Origin of the sequence: Candidatus Centipeda massiliensis (assembly GCF_900290285.1) — a bacterium.
GTDB lineage: Bacteria > Bacillota > Negativicutes > Selenomonadales > Selenomonadaceae > Centipeda > Centipeda massiliensis.
Genome location: NZ_LT985755.1, coordinates 466,943 through 486,739 on the forward strand (window position 1 = coordinate 466,943; position 19,797 = coordinate 486,739).

Below are 19,797 nucleotides of genomic sequence, written 5' to 3' on the forward strand. Positions count from 1 at the left end.
ACCTTACTTCTTATCGTCCTTGACTTCGGTGAACTCCGCATCGACCACATTGTCATCCTGCGACGCGCCGCTCTGCGCACCCGCATTTGCCTCCGCGCCCGGTGCAGCCCCTGCCGCGCCCGCCGCCTGCTGTGCCTGCTGATAGGCAGCTGCGGAGAGTTCGTAGAGCGGCTGACGAGCCTCCTCGGTCGCCGCCTTGATCGCCTCGATATCCGAGCCTTTGAGGGCTTCCTTCAGCTTGTCAATGGCAGTCTGCGTCTTGGAGACAAGTGCCTGATCTGCCTTCTCGCCAAGATCCTTGATCGCCTTCTCCGCCTGATAGACGAGGGAGTCACCCGCGTTGCGTGCATCGACGGCTTCCTTCTGCTTCTTGTCCTCGGCGGCGTGCGACTCCGCCTCCTTGACCATGCGCTCAATGTCCTCTTTGCTCATGCCGCTGTCGGACTGAATCGTGATCTTCTGCTCCTTGCCCGTGCCGAGATCCTTCGCCGACACATTGACAATGCCGTTCGCGTCGATGTCGAACTTGACCTCGATCTGGGGTACGCCGCGCGGTGCGGGCGGGATGTCCGTGAGCTGGAAGCGGCCGAGCGTCTTGTTGCCCGCCGCCATCTCGCGCTCGCCCTGCAGGACGTGGATCTCAACGCCCGGCTGATTGTCCGCCGCCGTCGAGAACACCTGACTCTTCGAGGTCGGGATGGTCGTATTGCGGTCGATGATCTTCGTGCAGACACCGCCGAGTGTCTCAATGCCGAGCGAGAGCGGCGTAACATCGAGGAGCAGCACGTCCTTGACCTCGCCGACCAGCACGCCGCCCTGGATCGCCGCGCCGATGGACACGCACTCATCGGGGTTGACCCCCTTCGAGGGCTCCTTGCCGAGGATCTTGCGGATGGCTTCCTGCACGGCAGGGATACGGGACGAGCCGCCGACGAGAATGATCTTGTCGATATCGCTGCCCGAGAGTCCTGCGTCCTCCATCGCCTTGCGCGTCGGCACCATCGTGCGCTCCACGAGATCCGCCGTCAGCTCATCGAACTTTGCGCGCGAGAGCGTGAGATCGAGATGCTTCGGTCCCGTCGCGTCCGCCGTGATGAACGGCAGGTTGATATTCGTCTGGCTCATGCTCGAAAGCTCAATTTTCGCCTTCTCCGCCGCCTCGATGAGACGCTGTGCGCTCATCTTGTCCTGCGAGAGGTCGATGCCATTCTCCTTCTTGAACTGCTCGACCATCCAGTCCATAATCTTCTTATCGAAATCATCGCCGCCGAGTACGGTGTCGCCGTTCGTCGCCTTGACCTCGAACACGCCCTCGCTCAGTTCGAGGATGGATACGTCGAACGTACCGCCGCCAAGGTCGAAGACGAGAACCGTCTCATCCTGATCCTTGTCAAGACCGTAGGCAAGTGCTGCCGCCGTCGGCTCGTTGATGATACGCAGAACCTCAAGACCTGCAATCTTGCCCGCATCCTTCGTCGCCTGACGCTGGCTGTCATTGAAGTACGCAGGGACGGTGATGACCGCCTGCGAGACCGTCTCGCCGAGGTATGCTTCCGCATCGCTCTTGAGCTTCTGCAGAATCATTGCCGAAATCTCGGGCGGCGTGTAGTTCTTGCCGTCAATCGTTACATGATAGTTTGGATCGCCCATGTGGCGCTTGATGGACGAGATCGTGCGGTCAGGATTCGATACCGCCTGATTCTTCGCAAGACGCCCGACAAGGCGCTGCCCGTCCTTCGTAAAGCCTACGACAGACGGCGTGATGCGGCTGCCCTCGGGGTTCGTGATGACGACCGGCTCGCCGCCCTCCATAACGGAGACAACGGAGTTCGTTGTACCAAGATCAATACCAATTACTTTAGCCATTTTATATTCCTCCAAAATCTTATTTAAGGAATCGCTGATAAAATGAAGTCCGTCAGATTGGCGTAGATTTTTTGTCCGAACAAGGAGGCAAACCGGACGCATAGCAAAAGCTATGTGGAGGATTTGCCGACACAGTGCGGGCAAAAAAGATGCGCTAAGATGGCGTGGCTGAATTTATCAGTGCTTCCTTAAGATGTTATTTACGTCGTTAGTTACCGGCTACCTGCACCATCGCGGGTCGGATCACCCTCCCCTTTGCCTGATAGCCCTTCTGCAGCACCTGTGTGATCGTACCGTCCTCCACATCGGGATTCTCGACACGCATGACCGCCTGATGCACGTTCGGGTCGAAGGGCTTCCCCTCCGCCTCGATGTTCTCAAGCCCATGCTTATCCATCACCTCGCGCAGCTGCGTGAAGATCATCTCCACGCCCTTTTGGAACGCCTCACCATCCGTCTGCTCCACCGCCATCGCCCGCTCGAAGTTGTCGAGCAGCGGCAGGAGATCCGTGAGCAGATTCTGCGTGATGACGGCGGCGAGTTCTTCCTTCTCTTTCGCCGTGCGGCGACGAAAGTTTTCAAAATCCGCCTGAAGGCGAAGGATGCGGTCACTCTTTTCCTTGAGCTGTGCCTCAAGCGCGGCAGTGTCATCCTCCTCTGCGGGGACATCCTCCACCGTCACCTCTGTGGGCTCCGCCTCCGTTTCGGTTGTTTCCTCCACGGGCTGCTCTGCCGCCTCCTGCGCTATCTCTTCCTTTTCCTGCAAACCGTTCACCTCTCCTACCATTTGAGTTGATAGATCATCTCTGTTAAATTCGTATTCACGTAGTCGAGAATGCGCATCGCCTTCGCGTACTCCATGCGCGTAGGACCGAGCACTGCAATCGTCCCGAGCAGTCTGCCGTCGACATGATACGTCGCCGTAATAAAACTGCTGTCCCAGAATGTGCTGTTCGTGTTCTCGCGCCCAATCGTGACCTCAAGCCCCTCACCCGCATGCGTGTGGAGAATATCCTTCACGAGATCCTCGCGTTCAAGTACGAGCAGCATTGCACGGACACGTTCGAGATCTTGGAACTCCGGATTCCCGAGCAGCTGCGCCGTACCGCCAAAGTAAAGGCGATCCTCCGAGCGCCCTTCGAGGGCACGGTGCATGACCTCCACGGCAGCAACGAATATGGACTCATCGCCAATCGCGTCGCGCACGCGGCGCATATCCGCCTTCGTCACATCGCTGAGAGCCTTGCCCGAGAGAACCCCGTTAACCGCCCCCGCCATGCGTTGAAAGTCCGCAAATGTCGCGCCGTCCGGAATCTCTACGATGCGGTTCTCGACAAAGCCCGCATCCGTCATGAGCACGGCAATCGCGTGCCGCATATCGAGCGGCAGGAACTGCAGCATGCGAAACGTCGACTGCACAGCCTGCGGTGCAAGCACGAGCGAAACATTGTGCGTCACATCTGCAATCAGCCGCGCCGTCTCCTGAAAAACCTCATCGAGCCGTCGCACGCGTCTGCTGTACCAATCATGAATCTTCTTCTTCTCGGCATCTGTCACAGGTGCGATGGGTTGAAGACCATCGACGTAGAACCGATAGCCCTTCGATGAGGGAATGCGTCCGGCGGATGTATGGGGATGCTCCAGATAGCCGAGCATCTCGAGATCCGCCATCTCATTCCGAATAGTGGCAGGGCTGATGCCGAGATTGTATTTCCGTGCGAGTGTCCGTGACCCGACCGGTTCCGCCGATGCGATATAGTCATCGACGACCGCCCACAGGATCTGACTCTTGCGCGCGTCCAGATCGTCTGACATTCACCCCTCTCCTCTCCTTTCAATTTCTGTTAGCACTCTATAAAACTGAGTGCTAATCAAAATCTATACTGAATATACACGGTAAAAAGCAAAAAGTCAAGAGAAAATGACAAAAAGTCAAAAGGATTTTTCACATAAAAAGCCTCCCTCGCTAGTGCGTGGGAGGCTTTGGCACTACGGCATATTAGCTTCCCCCGTCAAAACGGGGGAAGTGGCGAACGCAGTGAGCCGATAGGGGCGCCAGTGGGAGATGCGACTTTCTTACGATAGAGAGTCATATGTCGCTCGTGGCGCCCCTTCCACCATGCTGCGCACGGTTCCCCTCCCCCGTTGTGACGGGGGAGGCTTTTGGATAACGGCATATTACTCTTCACTCTTCCCATCGAGTACGTTGAAGATATAGACGGCGCGAATCTCCACAGGAGTTACGCCAAGATCCTCAATCGCAGTGAGAATCCCCGATGCAAGCACGGCGCGTTCCGCCTTGCGGTCTGAACTCGTGATGATATTGAGCGACGCGTCGTCCGTCGGATAGAGTGCCACAATGCCGTTGCCGAACGTCACCTCGTATGCACCATTCTGTGTCTGGTAGAGGAAACTCAGCCCCTTCTCGGACGTATTGCGGATCTCCTTCGGATCGGGAATGTCAACCTTCTTCGATGAGGGCTTGATTGCCAGCTTCTCAGGCGAGTAGTTGACCGAGTAGATCCCATCGAGGTCGCGCGAGCCGCCATCCGTAAAGAGCACAGGGATTGCCTCAGACGTATTGTTTGCCGGATCCTCAGGGCGGAACCCGCGGTCACCGCGTGTCCTGCGGAGGTCAAAGCCAAACGTACCGTCCGGCTCTGCGACGAAGCTGTGTGCCTCGGACGCCTTGCCGTTCGATACGACAACACGGTTCGCCCAATGCGCGGACGCTTGCTCCTGCGGCATCTGAATCGTCACACCGTCAGCAAACGAGCGATCCTGCTTCGCCGCTGCAGAAACAACGGTCTGTGCTGCCCCCGATCCGTTCCCGGTCGAAGCCGCAGCGTTCGTATCGCCTGCACTTCCTGTGCCGTCGACATTGCCTGTACTTCCTGCACTGCCGCCGCTCATTCCAGCAGCACCATTGCTCGTGCCGCTGTTTCCATCAATGCCACCGACATTTCTGCCGCCTGCCGTGCCTGTACGTCCACCTGCACCACTTGCACCGCCCGTGCCGATCCCCGTGCTGCCCGCGCCAGTGCCGCCATAAGGGCTGCCCGGAATGCGGTTTGCAGCCGCGCCGGTGAGCCCTGCGGTCACCTGTGTGACAGAACCCGTACTCGTGATTACGGCTCTGCCCTCGGGCGTGCTCATGTCGAAGCCGCGCATCTGTATCTTGAGCGTTCCAGGTGCATAGCGGAAACGATAGTTGGAAATCGCCGAGGCACCTGTGTAGCCGGCGGTAACGGACGCCGGATCGATATGGATCACGCCCGGATAAGAACCGCCCTGCGTCGTCGGTGTAATTGCAGCATCATAGTAAGAACGGATGCCGCCGACCTCGTCGCCCGCAAGCAGACCGCGCCACGAGGTGCGGTCACCGCGCTCGACCACATACTCTGTCACAACAGGATTCGGCGCACCGTAATCGCGAGTAACATCGCCCGCAGTCACAAGGACTTCACGCGGAACGATGGCAAATCTGCCATCCACGTAGAAAATATTGTAATTGGCATCCGTGCCCTGAGAGAACTGTGCAGCAGAGGCACGCGTCCAAAGACCACTCGTGCCCGCATCCGTTGTGACCGTTGCTGTGGGATCAATCGTCTCCGTAATGGAGGAAATTGCATCGCCGTTTGCAAGCCCCGTCGTGGCATCAGACGGACGCACATTGATGCGCTGCGTACCGTTCACATACTGCGCCGTTGCATTCTCCGCTCCAAAGGCACGTTCCTTGTCACCCGCCGTGATGTAGAGGTCGCGCTTCGTGATATCGAAGCCGCCGTCCACATAGCTGATATTGTAGTTCGACGCCTTACGGTTGCCCATGAGGCGCATATTCGTGATCTGTGTCTTGAGTCCGCTCTCGCCGACATTGCTCGTAACGAGTGCATTGGTCGTCTCATCGACATCTGCAATCGTATCATCGTTTGCTAGACCCGTGGTCGCCGTCGCGGCATCCGCGCGGAACTTCGTCGTGCCGCCCGTATAGACGGCGGTCGCGTTCTCCGTGCCGTAGATGCGCGTCTTATCCCCCGCACGCAGCGTGAGGTCACGCGGCGTGATGGCAAAGCTGCCGTCCTCGTAGGAAACATCATAGTTATTGGCATTTCCTGTGCCGAAAACAGCACTGCCGATCATCGTCTTGAGTCCTGCCGTACCTGCATCCGTCGTGACGGCTGCACGCGGGTCAATCGTCTCCGTGACCGAGGAAATCGTATCGCCGTTCACGAGGTCCGTGCCCGCCTTGACGCGGAACAGATTCGTACCGTTCACATAGTTCGCGGTGCTGTTCGCCGTGCCGTAGATACGGCTCTTGTCGCCCGCGACAAGCGTCAAGGCACGTTTTGTGATGGCAAAATTGCCATCTGCGTAGTGGATATTATAGTTGGCATCCGTGCCCTGAGAGAACTGCGCAGCGGAGGCACGCGTCCAAAGTCCGCTGGTGCCCGCATCCGTTGTGACCGTTGCTGTGGGATCAATCGTCTCCGTAATGGAGGAAATTGCATCGCCGTTTGCAAGCCCCGTCGTGGCATCCGTCGCACGCACGTTGAGACGGCTCGTGCCGTTCACATACTGCGCCGTTTCATTGCCGTCGCCGTAAATGCGGCTCTTGTCGCCTGCCGTGATATAGAGGTCGCGCTTCGTGATTGCAAAGCCACCGTCCACATAGCTGATATTGTAGTTCGACGCCTTACGGTTGCCCATGAGGCGCATATTCGTGATCTGTGTCTTGAGTCCGCTCTCGCCGACATTGCTCGTGACGAGTGCATTGGTCGTCTCATCGACATTTGCAATCGTATCACCGTTTGCTAGACCCGTGGTCGCCGTCGCGGCATCCGCGCGGAACTTCGTCGTGCCGCCCGTATAGACGGCGGTCGCGTTCTCCGTGCCGTAGATGCGCGTCTTATCCCCCGCACGCAGCGTGAGGTCACGCGGCGTGATGGCAAAGCTGCCGTCCTCGTAGGAAACATCATAGTTATTGGCATTTCCTGTGCCGAAAACAGCACTGCCGATCATCGTCTTGAGTCCTGCCGTACCTGCATCCGTCGTGACGGCTGCACGCGGGTCAATCGTCTCCGTGACCGAGGAAATCGTATCGCCGTTCACGAGGTCCGTGCCCGCCTTGACGCGGAACAGATTCGTACCGTTCACATAGTTCGCGGTGCTGTTCGCCGTGCCGTAGATACGGCTCTTGTCGCCCGCGACAAGCGTCAAGGCACGTTTTGTGATGGCAAAATTGCCATCTGCGTAGTGGATATTATAGTTGGCATCCGTGCCCTGAGAGAAGTGTGCAGCGGAGGCACGCGTCCAAAGTCCGCTGGTGCCCGCATCCGTCGTGACCGTTGCCGTGGGATCAATCGTCTCCATAATAGAGGAGACTGCATCNGCGGTGCTGTTCGCCGTGCCGTAGATACGGCTCTTGTCGCCCGCGACAAGCGTCAAGGCACGTTTTGTGATGGCAAAATTGCCATCTGCGTAGTGGATATTATAGTTGGCATCCGTGCCCTGAGAGAAGTGTGCAGCGGAGGCACGCGTCCAAAGTCCGCTGGTGCCCGCATCCGTCGTGACCGTTGCCGTGGGATCAATCGTCTCCATAATAGAGGAGACTGCATCACCGTTGACAAGTCCCGTCGTGGCGTCGGCAGGGCGCACGTTGATTCGGCTCGTGCCGTTCACATACTGCGCCGTTTCGTTGCCGCCACCGTAGATGCGGCTCTTGTCGCCGCCCTTGATATAGAGGTCGCGCTTCGTGATAGCAAACCCGCCGTCCACATAGTGAATGTTGTAATTCGATGCCTTGCCCGTGCCGAAGCGTGCATTGGTGATCGTGGTCTTGAGTCCCGTCGCACCGACGTTTGTCGTGCGCGTCGCATTTGTCGACTCCGTGACATCGGCAACGGCATCGCCATTGACAAGCCCCGTCGTCGCCGTAGCCGCGTCAGCGCGGAACTTCGTCGTGCCGCCCGTATAGGTCGCGGTGCTGTTCTCCGTGCCGTAGATGCGCGTCTTGTCTCCTGCACGAAGCGTCAAGTCACGCGGCGTGATGGCAAAGCTGCCGTCCTCGTAGGAGATGTCGTAGTTATTAGCATTTCCCATGCCGAAAACAGCACTGCCGATCATCGTCTTGAGTCCTGCCGTACCTGCATCCGTCGTGATGGTCGCACGCGAATCAATCGTCTCCGTGACCGTCGAGATTGCATCGCCGTTGACAAGATTGCCCGCCGCAACGCGGAACAGATTCGTACCGTTCACATAGTTTGCGGTGCTGTTTGCCGTACCGTAGATGCGGCTCTTGTCACCTGCGGCGAGCGTTAGCGCGCGCTTCGTGATGTTGAAATGTCCGTCAACGTAGGTGATGTTGTAGTTGTTTGCCGTCCCCGAAGAGAAGTGCGCGGCGCTTGTTTTTGTCCAAAGACCTGCCGTGCCCGCATTTGTCGTGACGGTTGCTGTCGGATCGATCGTCTCCGTCACATCGTCGATGACGTCGCCGTTCACCAACCCCGTGGTCGCGGTAGCCGCAGCGACGTTGACCTTCGCCGTGTTGTTGACATACCCCGCCGTTGTATTCGCATCGCCGTAGACACGCGACTTGTCACCCGCCGTGACGGTCAGCGGACGCTTTTTGATTGTGAGCGTGCCGACCGTCGAGGTGATATTGTAGTCCGTCGAAATGCCGCGGCTGCCGGGCGCAAGTGCAGCGCCATTAAGGTTCATCGTATACGTCCCGACACCCGTACGCTCCGTAACGGGATTGCCGCCGTCAGTCGCAGTGACCGTGTACTTCGCAAAGCTGTCGCCCGAGGCAAGCGTACCCGTATACGACGGCGCGGGAATTGTCACACTGTCATTCGCCGTACCGTAGATGCGTTCGCCGCTCGGTGCGGTAAAGTGGATGTCGATCGGTTTGATCGTCAGCTTGCCCGGCACGTATTTGAACTTGTAGTTCGTCGCGGAAAGCGTGCTGTTTTTCAGGTCAACACTGTACTCGCCCGCATGAATCGCGCCCTGTGCGTAGCCCGTCGTCTTCGTCGCGTCCGCAATCGGCGTATAGGAAACAGAGCCCGAGAGCAGTCCCGACGTGTTTTCCGTCTGGCTGTTCGCGAAGTTCGAGAATGTGACGCCCGCGTTGCCCGTATAGCTGTGCGGATTGCCATCGTAGTTTACGGTCGATGTCTTGCCCGTGACCGTGACGACGCGCGGCACGATGCGGTAGTCAACCGTAATCTTGTAGTTAAGATCGTTATGTCCCTGATAGGTGATCTTCTCATTGGCAATAGTCGAATCCGAGCCGTAGGTATGCGCCCCCGAACGCATATTGACATCGGTCATTGCATTCGTCACTGTGCCGTCCGCCGTATTGACGTCGGCATTGACATTTGTCAGCTTCGTCGTGCCGAAGTTATGCGTGCCCGAGTCAATCACATGGTCGCGGATATAGTCGACCTCCGTCTTGTCAAGCGCACGACGCTTGACATTGCCGTCGTCTTCGATATGGAAGCCCGCCGTCGAGTTGAAGAAGGCCGCGTTGTCATCGCCGTAGGCACGCGTCGAGTAGAGCTTGAGTTCGGGCTGGTACTTGTAGTACATGGCGTTCTTACCGGCAGGAGCGGGGAAAGAACTGCGATTGCTGTAGTCTACGCCGTATTTGCGGAACTGGAATACAAGCCCGTCGATCTCGTTCTCGACGGAGTCCTCCGTATGGACGACATAGCGCTGGCCTGGTGCAGTCTGGATGGCATTTGCGCCGCCCTTGTTCTTGAATGCGCCGCCCTTCGCCTCGATGAGGACATCGGACGTGCCCGTGCCGACGATCTGCCCGCCGGGTGCGATCGTGACGTTGCCGCCGTCCGTGTTTGTGAGGTTGATCGGAGCGTTATTGCCCGTGATCTTGCCCGTGACATTCGTTCCGCCCTTCGTCTCGACGGAAACGCCTGTGGCGGACGTGATATTGCCAAGGTTCTTGATCTCGTTCGGCCCCGTGAGATTTACGTTATGTGCATCTACTTCGAGCGTCGGAACGGATTTCAAGACGCCCGTCGAGGTGACATCTTTGTTCGTCTTGATGGATACGGCATCGGCAAGCCCCTCAGGCAGATCGACGTTGCCGACCTTGATATCTCCTGCATTCGTGCCGCCGATGCGGATCTTCTTAAAGCCCTTGCCGTCGGGGTTCTTGCGCAGAAGTCCCGTGCCGCTGAAGATGTCGGACGGAAACGTGGGATCGGAGGCAGAGCCGCCCGCCCCAGGCGTGCCGAAGTTGAGCGTCTTATCCGGCGTATAGGTGTCGAAGGAGACGTCGCCGTGGCCTGTGATCGTGCTGCCGTTCGCCGTGTTGAGCTTGTCCGCCTGGATGGCGACGTTGCCGTCATGATCGCGGTCAGCGCCGTCGGCATTGATATGCGCATCATCGAGATTGACTTCACGGCTGGCAACGGTGTAGTCCCTGCCGTGCGTATTGATCGAACCGGAGAGGTTGACGCCGCCCGTGCCGCTCGTGATCGCCTGCTGGATCTTGACGGTGAACGGCATGTCGATCGTACCGCTCTGGTAGAGCCTACCGCCGCCTCCCTTGTCTCCGATGTTGATGATCTCATACTCCCAGAACTGACGGTTGTTTCCATTGAAATACTTGTCAAGCAGCGAGAGCTTCGCCGGATCGTTCACCGTGCCGCCGAGCTTGAGGTCGCGATCGTGCGAGATCGGCAGGATATTGAGCGCCTTCTTGCCCTTCATCTTGCCATTCAAGTCCATCGCATCGGTCTTGAGCGTGAGTGCGCCCGTGCCCGTATCGACATTGCTTCCCGCATCGGTCGTCAAATCCTTCGATTCGAGTGCGAAATCGTTGCCGTTCGTCTGAATGTTCGCCGAGCCGTCGACCGTCATCGAGCCTGCCGTAGCACCGGAGCGGATTGTTGTCGGATCGACGAAGTTCAGATTGCCGCCGACCTTTGTCGCTCCCGTCGCATCTTCGCGGCCGAGATAGACATGCTTGAAACCATCCTTGATCTTCGCGCCGCCGAAGAGATTTTCCGGCAAAGTCAGCCCCGTGCCCGCCGTGCCGACGTTGAGGTTCGTCGCGGCCGTCGCCTGCTGTACGGTCAAATTGCCCTTGCCCTCAACGGTCTTGTCGAAGGTCATGGCGTCCGCCGAAAGCACGACGTCGCCCGCCGTGCCGCCGGATTCGCCCGCCTTGACGCCCGTAATCGTGCGCGAGGGGACGGATGCGCCCACAGGCGTCGTGATCTCGCCGATCGTCAGCGCGTTCGACTTGACCTTGACGGAGAGCGCGTCGGCAGCGAGCGTGCCAATCTCGTTCGCCTTTTCAAGCGCGATGTTGCCGCCGACGGCGGCGAGCTTCGCCGCCTTGATCTTGCCCGCCGTCTGGTTCGTCGCCGTCTTGGCGTTGACAACGAGCGTCTTTCCCGCCGCAAGCGTCATATCCCCTGCGAAGTTGATGTTATCCGCTTGGAGCGTCACATCCTGTGTAAGATTTGAGCCTGCGACGTTGATCGTGCCCTGCGTGCCGTTGCCGATGGCGTAATGCGAGAAGTCCGGACCAAATACCTGTGTGAACTTGTTGTTCGTCAGCTGCAGGTCACCCGTCGCACCGTCGCCAAGCCCGATGGTCTTCGAGCCGTTGTACGTCCCAATGCCGAGCGTGCCTGTGCCCGTAACGGACGGACTGCCGCTGCTCGGGGTGAGGTTCGCGATGCTGTTCGTATAGAGATTCAGCGCACTTCCCTCACCAATATTCATTTTGCCGCCGGACGGGTTCTCGATTGCGCCCGTCGTCAATGTCACATTGTAGGGATTGTTCGATCCATCGGTGCCGACTTTGAGACCGCCCGCACCGATTGTGACCTTGCCCGTCTCCGCCGTCTTGACGACGACGCGGTTATTTGCCTCAAGGCCATCAATCGTGACCGTCTGGCTGCGGTTGTCGCCGAGAACCAATTCGCTGAAATCCTTGCCAAAGAGCTTGCCGTTGAGCTGGTCACTCGTGACATGAAGCCCTGCGCCCGTCGAAGCGTTGTTTAGCGTCAGATCGCCGCTCGTCTTGCGCGTGATGACGAGTCCGCTCTTGCCGACGATGTTCGTCGTATTATCGTCCGCCGCCGGCGTGACGATTTTATCCGTATGCACGCGCAGCGCACCGACGGTATCGGTGCCCGAGTCGAGCTGAGCGCCTGCATCAAGCTGCAGCTTATTGCCCGTCACGTCGACCCAAACAGGCGTAGAGCCGGGGGCGACCTGCACCTTGGCGTTGTCCTTCAGAACGACATCGCCGCTTCTTGCATTGAGCGTCGCCATGGCATAGTTGCCCTCGACCTTCAGTGTAGCTCCCTGTTCCAGATGGATGTCACTGCCCGTCTGGATGTTGATCTCCGCGCCTTCGCCCTTTTTCGTCGCACCCGAGCCTTTCACATGGACGGTCTTGCCCTGCTTAACGGTGAAGCCGCCCGTGATGACCGAGGCGGGATCGTGCCCCGCCTGCGTCGGATCTGCACCGATCGTGAGCTTCGTACCCTTGCCCTCGATGGAGAGATTGTCGCGCACCTCTACGCCAAGCTTACCCGCCGCGTTGATGGACTTCTTGACTGCGCCGCCGTAGAAGTATACATGCTTCTCACCCGCGACATCGAAACCGCCGAAGCCATCGAGCGTATTGTTGATCGTACGGTAGGCAATGCGGAACTCCGTGGAAGGAGCATCTGCGGCATTGTCACTGATATAGATGTCCTGACTCGCCGATGCGCCCTTCGCCGTAACTTTGCCGTCCTTTTGTCCGTTGATCTTGCCAAGACCGAGATCGATACCGCCCGAGAGGTCGAGGTCGAGATTCTTGACAGCGAGCGTATCGGACGCCGTCGGCAGTTCTGCCGTATGCGCCTTGATTTTCATGTCGGACTTACCATCCGCGCCCGCCTTCGTCGCGCCCGTCAGCGTGACCTTGCCCGTGGTCTCGATGTCCGACGGCTTCTTGAACGTTGCGCCCTTGATATTGACATCGCCCGTCTGTGAGGCGCCGCCGATCTTGATCTTGCCGTAAGCGGCATTGTCGATGTTCCAGTCGCCCGTGCCCGTGCCGACGTTGATGGTCTGCGCCTTATTTGCCTTTTCGAGCGTGAGCTGCTTGCCGACGTTGACCTTGTTATTCCCAAGGTCGAGGTCGTCGGCTTCGATCTTCGTGTCGTCCGTGGAGTTCAGCTTGCCCTCAACCGTGAGTTTCTGCCCCGCCGCCATCTGGATGTCCGTCGATTTCGTCTTGAGGCCGTCGACGTTCTTCGCAGGATTTACCGTGCGGTCTTCAACGACGGCGACCTTCATGTGGACGTTGTTCTTGAGCTTCAAACTACCGTCCGACATATCGGCGGCAATGTTTGAAATCGCATTCGGCTGCGTACCGAGATTCATCGAGCCTTTGCCGAGGAGCAGCAAGTTGCCGACCGAAATGGGCGCACTCTGGGAAAGCCCATCGCCAAGCGTCGTGCCCGGAGCATCGGCATGGAGCGCGAGCGTATCCGTCGCCGCACCGTTGATCGCGCCCGTGATATTGATTTTCCCCTGCGTCAGGATGCTCGTATACTTAGGCATATTGCCCGCTGAAATGCCCGCGATGGTCGCCGTGCCGCCATTGTCCTTTGCACCAACGGAGACGTTCTTAAAATTGCCCGCCGCAAGCTTTCCAAAGCCTGCATCCGTTACAAGGCCTGCCGTGCCGCCGACGGTGAAGCTTCCTGCCGTCTTGGGCTTCAGGACAAACGTGCCTGCTCCGTTCGTATCAGCGAACGCGGCATCGTTCCAGTTCGTGACGCTGTTCGCTGTCATCGTCATCGTGCCCGCGCCCGAGGCGAGATTCGCACCCGAAGCAAAGTCGATGGTATTTGCCTTGAACGTCGTGTCCTTGCCCGCCGCATTCGTCAGTGCGCCCGAGAATTTGATGGTTGCACCCGATTCCACCGTCAGCGGCGCCTTGACGTCGGCTGTGCCGATTTCGACATTGCCCGTAGACGCATTGCCCAGATGGACTTCGCCCGTGCCGGAGTTGATGAAATCGAGGTCATTCATGTGGACATCGGCACTCGAAGAGCCGACGGCGATCGTCTTGCCCGCTTGTCTAGTCTCAACTGTGACCTTTCCGTTTGCACTCGAAAGAGTGCCCTGCGCTCCTGCGGGGAGCGTCAGCGCATCCGCCTTGACATCAATCGTGCCGCCTGCTGTCGATACCTTGCTTGCCGTGTCGAAATTGACCGTCGTCGCTTCGAGCGATGTCGCCGCCGCACCCGTCGACTTGACCTCAGCATTCACATCGAGCTTGAGCGTGCCGCTCGCCTTGAGCTTCATCGCGCCCGCGCCGTTCGTGATGCCGTGTGCGCCGACCGTGAGATCGCCCGCCGTCACTTCGACGTCCGCACCGTTCATCGTCACAAGCCCCGTATCTTCGCCGACCTTGAGATCGCCGCCGTTCTTGAGTGTCAGCGCCTTCGCCTTGCCGTCGAGCTTCTTGACAGCGTTCGCGCCCGTGAGATTCACAGTTGCATCCGCCGCATCAAGCTTGAGTGCATCTGCCGTGATGACGCCCGCGCCCGTCATGGCATTCTTCGAGCCAAGCGTCAGTGCGTGCGTCGAAGCGATATTCACCGCGCCGCTGACCGTCAGCGTGCCTGCACCCGTATACATTTCCAGATCTTCGTCCGCCGTCACGCCGTTTGCGATGATATTCGCCGACTTCGCGGCATCGCCGACGATGTTCTTCTCGAAATTCTTGATCTTGCCCGCACTTGAGAATGTATTACCCGCAAGGTCAAGCCCGCCCGTGCCTGTGCCAAAGTTGATGGTCTTGCCATCAGAAAGCGTCCAGACCTTTGCCGAGCCGCTCGGGTCGTTATCGCCCGTGATCGTGCCCGAGAGGTCGAGGGAATCCGTGCGCAGTTCGACCGAGCGCGTCGTGATGCCTGAGCCGCTGTCGATGGAGATTCCCTTGGCAAGCGCCGCATTAGTTCCCGTGGACTTGCCGATCAGCGTGACCTTGCCCGTGCCCGCCGTAATCGTCGTGCCGGAGAGAGCTACGCCTGCCGCGTCTGCTGTCGTACTGCCTGCGAGTTCGACATTGCCGCCCGCTGTACCAGCCGCCGTGGTGTTGATCACGGCATGATCGAGCATGATGCCCGCTTCGCCCGCGCTCTGCGAATTGGCAAATCCAACGCCGCTGTCCATGAGACCGCCGCCGATCTTGACATTGCCGCCGAGCGTCTTGATATTCTTTCCGCTTGCAACGCTGACACGACCGCCCGCACGGTGGTTCGTATCGGATGTAATGTCCACATTGAGCTTGCCCGCCGTCGAGCTGATATCAGCGTTGATGTTGACGCTTCCCGTCGCCTTCAAGGAGAGGGTCGCGTCGCCGCCCGCCGTCTTGTTGATGGCGTCCGTCACGGTGATGGAGTGATCGTCATTTCCCGTGAGGTTCGCCGTCTGGATAGTTACAGATGTACCGCCGTTCAGCGAATTGGTGACGGTCTGCACGTCCGCCTGAGAGCCAGCTTCGGGGTCCCCCGTCCCTCGCGTCTTGACCTCAATATCGCCGGGATCGATCAGCCACTCGCCCGCCTTGCCCGCCGCTGACGAAGCATCGACGCGTCCCGTGATCTGCACCTTCGTGCCCGAGGTCTCGACCGCGCCGCCCGCGCCCGTGCCTGCACCGCGTGCCGTGATCTCGCCCGCGAACGCCGTCTTAGCGTCCGACCAGACGGCGACCGTGCCGCCCGCGCCGCCGTCTGCCGTCGCATCTGCACGCACAGCCGCGCCGCGCTCGATCGTGACACTCTGAGCGTGCGCGAGGTCGCCCGTGCCCTGCCAGCCGCCGCCGATCTCAACCGTGCCGGCCCTCGCGCCGCTCACGTCCGTCACGCTGCCCGCCGCCAGACGCACATCGTTTGCCGTCATGCGCACACTGCCCGCCGCCCCGTCAAGGCTCGCGGCACGCACGATGCCCTCCTGATTGACCGCCGAGCGCGTCAGTGCGTCGCCCGTCGCTGCGGACATGAAGACGAGGCCTCCGTCCGCTTCGACGAGACCTTTATTCGTGACTGCCTGTTCCAGTGCCGCCGTGGTCGGCACAACGGACACCTTGCCATCGCCGTTAAAATCAATCGTCACGGCTTCACCCGCCGCAAGCACCGCTGCACCCTTACGCGCAACAATAACGCCCTCGTTCACGACATCCTTGCCGAGCAGGGCGACCGTTCCCTCATTCTGAGCGATGAGAGAGGCACGATTGATAACTTTTCCGTCATTCGGCGTGCCGATAAAGGCGTATTTGCCCGCCATAAAATCGGCATTTGTAATATTCATCGCAGACGCAAGAATCGAGCCGGCATTCACCTGAGCACCGGGTGCAAAGAGAACGCCCGCCGGATTCACGAGAAAGACGCGCCCGTTCGCCTGCAGCGTGCCGAAGATCTCCGACGGATTGTTCCCAATCACTCGGTTGAGCAGTGCCGCCTGTGCGCTCGGCTGAAAAATATTGACACGTTCTCCCGCCGCAATATTGAATGAGTTCCAGTTGATGACGGCACTCTCCGTTGCCTGTCGAATCGCCATCTCCGCCTGTGTCTGCGCAATCTCCGCCGCCCCCGCTGCGACCGTGCCCCCCTGCGGCAGAGCGTAAGCCTCCTGCGCGCCACCGATCATCAATGCACCCGCAGCCAAAATGCCGACACCGCTGTGCAGACTTTTTCGCAGCATACTGCGACGCTGTTTCCTCATCATGCTCATGGTCTATTCCCCTCAATCAAAAATCATGTAACTGCTACACAAAGTCTTTTTGACGCGTACAGCAACTCTTCGTTTGTGTTGTCCAGACGCTCAAAGCGCCCCTTCCACCGCTTACGCGGTCCCCCTCCCCCGCTCTGGCGGGGGAGGCTTTGCTATGCCGGTTCTTCGCCGTTCAGAAGAATTTATAAATCTGAAACCAGAATCGCCCGCTGCGATCCGTATCCGAAACAGCATCCTCCGGGCCGATCTTCCATGCGTAATGTGCACGCGCAACCCAGTTCGCCTGATTGCTCCAATTCACGCCGACGCCTGCGCCGTAGAGGCTGCGCCCTGCAGCTCCCACATAGCCCGCAGGAACGTTGTGGTAGGCATTTACATGACCGCCATCGACAAATGCGATCAGCTGCCATACATTCTCATCGCCCTCGCGTGTCGGCAGATTCCAGCGCAGCTCCGAAGTCCAGCGCCAGCCGTCGTCGCCCGATGCCTCGCCGACAGGATAGGCGCGTACCCCATGCGGTCCTCCGAGCGAGAACTTCTCCGATGAGTCGAGATTCTTCATCGCCCACTGCCGCTGATAGCTCAGATAGAGGGAGACGCGTTCACTGACATGCTGAAGGCGCGTCAGTTCGAGGTTCCACTTTCCGAAGTGCCCTGCTGTCCGCGCCGTCCCTGCATCATATACGCGCTGGCGTTCATCGTCAATCGAGAGATCTCCATGCGTATAACTCAGAGAGAACGTATTTTTTCCGCCCGTCCAGAAGCGATCCAGACTGTCTCCATTGATGCCGTACACCCAGTTGCGCGCACTTTTCGGATTGCTGTACGCCATGCTCTTTGCCTCATCATCAAGGCTCTTCATGTCAAAGCGAATCGTCCCATAGATGTTCACATCGCGGCTGCGCTTAAAATTATGCTGAAAGTGCAGGCTCAATGTCTCTGCCGTACCCGTATAGCCAAGCGCGGTGAACGCGCCGCCGAGCGAATAGTGCGAGCGCGCATAGCTGATGCCGACGCGCTCCCCCTGCTTTGCAACCGGTGTCATATACGATGCCGAGCCGGACCACATGCCGCCGTTCGACACAACACCGCCCACCGAGAGGAGATCCCCCTCGCGGAAGGGACTCGCATAGTTGATAAAGGCACTGTACTGATAACGCCCCGTATGACGATAGCCGCCGTTGTCGACACCGACATACCCCCACATACGGTGCCCCTTGTTCTTCACGTTGACGACGAGATCCGTCGTCCCCTGCCGGCTGCCCGCCTTGATCTGCGTGTTCGTCTCAACGCGCGAGAGATCGTTCGTCAGCCAGACACCACGATTAAGCGTACTTTTTTTCACAAGTTCGCCCGGGCCAATGCCGATCTCACGTCGAATCGCAGCTTCGTGGAGATAGGATGTATTATTGACAACAATATTGTCATAGCGCCCCGGTACAATCGTAAAATTCACAACGCCGTCCTTGAAATCCTGCGGCGCAAGGTAGGCAAATGCAACGAAGTAGCCCTTCGTGTGCAGATACTTTGTGATCTCCTCCGCCTGCGCCTCAAGCTGCGTCAGCGTCGCCTCCGTATGGCGATGTGCCGCGAGCACATCCGCCAGCTCCGCCTCTGTCACCGGATTCTCACCCGAGAACGTATAGCGTGCGACCCATATACTCTGTTCTGTCACAGTGCTTGTTTCTTCGGCAGAAGCAGGAAAAGAACAGACATTCATTGCCGCACAGAGCGCAATAAAAAAGCGCGCGGTGTGTCTTCCAACACGCTGCACACCTTCACAGTTCTTATTCTTACGTTTCCTCATAGATTCACGAGCCTCCGACAGTCTGATGATATTTCTATCTTGTAGGTATTATCGTTTATTTGCATGATATCTTAACATATACATGACCATATTCCTAGATTTATGTGTTCTAATTATATATTTTCATATAAAACTAATATGAATAATACTCTTCTTCGCATGAAAAAACCGCCTCCCCTTGCAGGAAAGCGGTTTGAAAATCCGTTTTGACCGAATTACTTCAGCTCAACCGTTGCGCCAGCCTCTTCAAGCTTCTTCTTGAGCTCCTCAGCCTCAGCCTTGGCGATGTGCTCCTTGACCGGCTTCGGTGCGCCGTCAACAAGCTCCTTCGCTTCCTTCAGTCCAAGACCCGTTGCTTCACGGACAGCCTTGATGACGTTGATCTTCTTGTCGCCAGCAGCTGCGAGAACAACCGTGAACTCCGTCTTCTCCTCATCAGCGCCGCCCGCAGGAGCAGCACCGCCGACAGCAGCGACAGCAACCGGTGCAGCTGCGCTGACACCAAACTTCTCCTCCATAGCCTTGACGAGCTCGGAGAGTTCGAGAACGGTCATGTTCTCAATGGCTTCCAGAATCTGATCCTTGTTCATGATATACCTCCAAAGTAATGTGTTTTCTCTCTGTATGTTCTGCAATATGCCTTATGCGGACGCCTTCTGCGCACGCACTGCCTCAAGCACATAGACGGCATTGCGGATAACGCCCTGAAGCACGTTCACCGTATTCGAGATCGGCGCGTTCATGCTGCCCATGAGCTTTGCAATAAGCTGTTCGCGCGACGGGAGCGACGCAAGCGCCTGCACTTCCTTCGCCTCGATCACCTTGCCCTCAACGGTACCGACCTTGACGGACAGGATTCCCTTGTCGTCGAGCTTGTTCTTCTTGATGTAGTCGCAAATGACCTTTGCAGGTGCAACCGCATCCTCTGCCGAGAATGCAAATGCCGTCGTGCCCTCAAGATGCGGGTCAAGCCCCTCAAGTCCGAGCGCATCGGCTGCGCGGCGCACCATCGTGTTCTTCACGACGTGGTACGTGACGCCTGCAGCGCGCAGCTCGCGGCGCAGCTCCGTGTCCTGTGCGACCGTGAGCCCACTGTAGGTTGTGAACACAGCGCCCTTCGCCGAGGAGAGCTGCTCTTTCAGCTTCTCGACGATGACTTCTTTCTTATGATCTGCCATGTAATCATTTCCCTCCCTTCTTGTCGCCGTTCATCTTGGCATATCCTTCCGTTCTCGCTTCCTCGAACAAAAATCCGCACCAATCTGGACGGCTCTTATTCTTTCGAATGAAAAATCTCCGGCTGCTACACTGCCGGAGATGAATGTTCAAATTCACGTCCG

The 19,797-nt window shown here is 58.3% G+C and carries 8 protein-coding genes; 1 reads left to right on the forward strand and 7 read right to left on the reverse strand.

The genetic code is table 11. The annotated features are described in order from the left end of the window. Positions 1–3: 3 nt before the first annotated feature. The gene (dnaK, locus tag C8273_RS08235) at positions 4–1,866 is read right to left on the reverse strand and encodes a molecular chaperone DnaK (RefSeq protein ID WP_106627250.1); all 1,863 of its coding nucleotides are present in this window, start codon (positions 1,864–1,866) and stop codon (positions 4–6) included. A gap of 66 nt (positions 1,867–1,932) precedes the next feature. Here dnaK and C8273_RS13190 point away from each other — a divergent pair, with 66 nt between their 5' ends. After that, positions 1,933–2,058, forward strand: coding sequence for a secretion protein HlyD (locus tag C8273_RS13190; protein WP_234343967.1), 126 nt, complete (start codon positions 1,933–1,935; stop codon positions 2,056–2,058). Between the two features lie 16 nt (positions 2,059–2,074). On the opposite strand, the gene grpE is transcribed toward C8273_RS13190, so the two are convergent. From grpE to rplJ, 6 genes are all read right to left on the reverse strand, one after another. Continuing rightward, positions 2,075–2,653, reverse strand: coding sequence for a nucleotide exchange factor GrpE (gene grpE / locus C8273_RS08245; protein ID WP_106627251.1), 579 nt, complete (start codon positions 2,651–2,653; stop codon positions 2,075–2,077). Next, positions 2,647–3,681: a heat-inducible transcriptional repressor HrcA gene (hrcA, locus tag C8273_RS08250; protein WP_106627252.1), complete on the reverse strand. Its 1,035-nt coding sequence runs from the start codon at positions 3,679–3,681 to the stop codon at positions 2,647–2,649. Before hrcA ends, grpE begins: the two co-directional genes overlap by 7 nt. A gap of 363 nt (positions 3,682–4,044) precedes the next feature. After that, on the reverse strand, positions 4,045–16,650 hold the full coding sequence (locus C8273_RS08255) for an MBG domain-containing protein (RefSeq protein ID WP_234343954.1): 12,606 nt from the start codon (positions 16,648–16,650) through the stop codon (positions 4,045–4,047). 172 nt (positions 16,651–16,822) lie between these two features. Next, on the reverse strand, positions 16,823–18,457 hold the full coding sequence (locus tag C8273_RS08260; protein WP_106627253.1) for a ShlB/FhaC/HecB family hemolysin secretion/activation protein: 1,635 nt from the start codon (positions 18,455–18,457) through the stop codon (positions 16,823–16,825). Positions 18,458–18,672: 215 nt separating this feature from the next. Beyond that, entirely contained in the window at positions 18,673–19,047 is a 375-nt protein-coding gene (rplL, locus tag C8273_RS08265) for a 50S ribosomal protein L7/L12 (protein WP_106627254.1), read from the reverse strand. A gap of 51 nt (positions 19,048–19,098) precedes the next feature. Then, positions 19,099–19,635 (reverse strand): 50S ribosomal protein L10, encoded by a 537-nt coding sequence (gene rplJ / locus C8273_RS08270; RefSeq protein ID WP_106627255.1) that lies wholly within the window; start codon positions 19,633–19,635, stop codon positions 19,099–19,101. Between the last annotated feature and the right edge of the window lie 162 nt (positions 19,636–19,797).

Bases quoted from the DNA above. Each gene is read 5' to 3' on its own strand.
- dnaK (WP_106627250.1), bottom strand. From the start codon at position 1,866: ATGGCTAAAGTAATTGGTATTGATCTTGGTACAACGAACTCCGTTGTC.
- grpE (WP_106627251.1), bottom strand. From the start codon at position 2,653: ATGGTAGGAGAGGTGAACGGTTTGCAGGAAAAGGAAGAGATAGCGCAG.
- hrcA (WP_106627252.1), bottom strand. From the start codon at position 3,681: ATGTCAGACGATCTGGACGCGCGCAAGAGTCAGATCCTGTGGGCGGTC.
- C8273_RS08260 (WP_106627253.1), bottom strand. From the start codon at position 18,457: ATGAGGAAACGTAAGAATAAGAACTGTGAAGGTGTGCAGCGTGTTGGA.
- rplL (WP_106627254.1), bottom strand. From the start codon at position 19,047: ATGAACAAGGATCAGATTCTGGAAGCCATTGAGAACATGACCGTTCTC.
- rplJ (WP_106627255.1), bottom strand. From the start codon at position 19,635: ATGGCAGATCATAAGAAAGAAGTCATCGTCGAGAAGCTGAAAGAGCAG.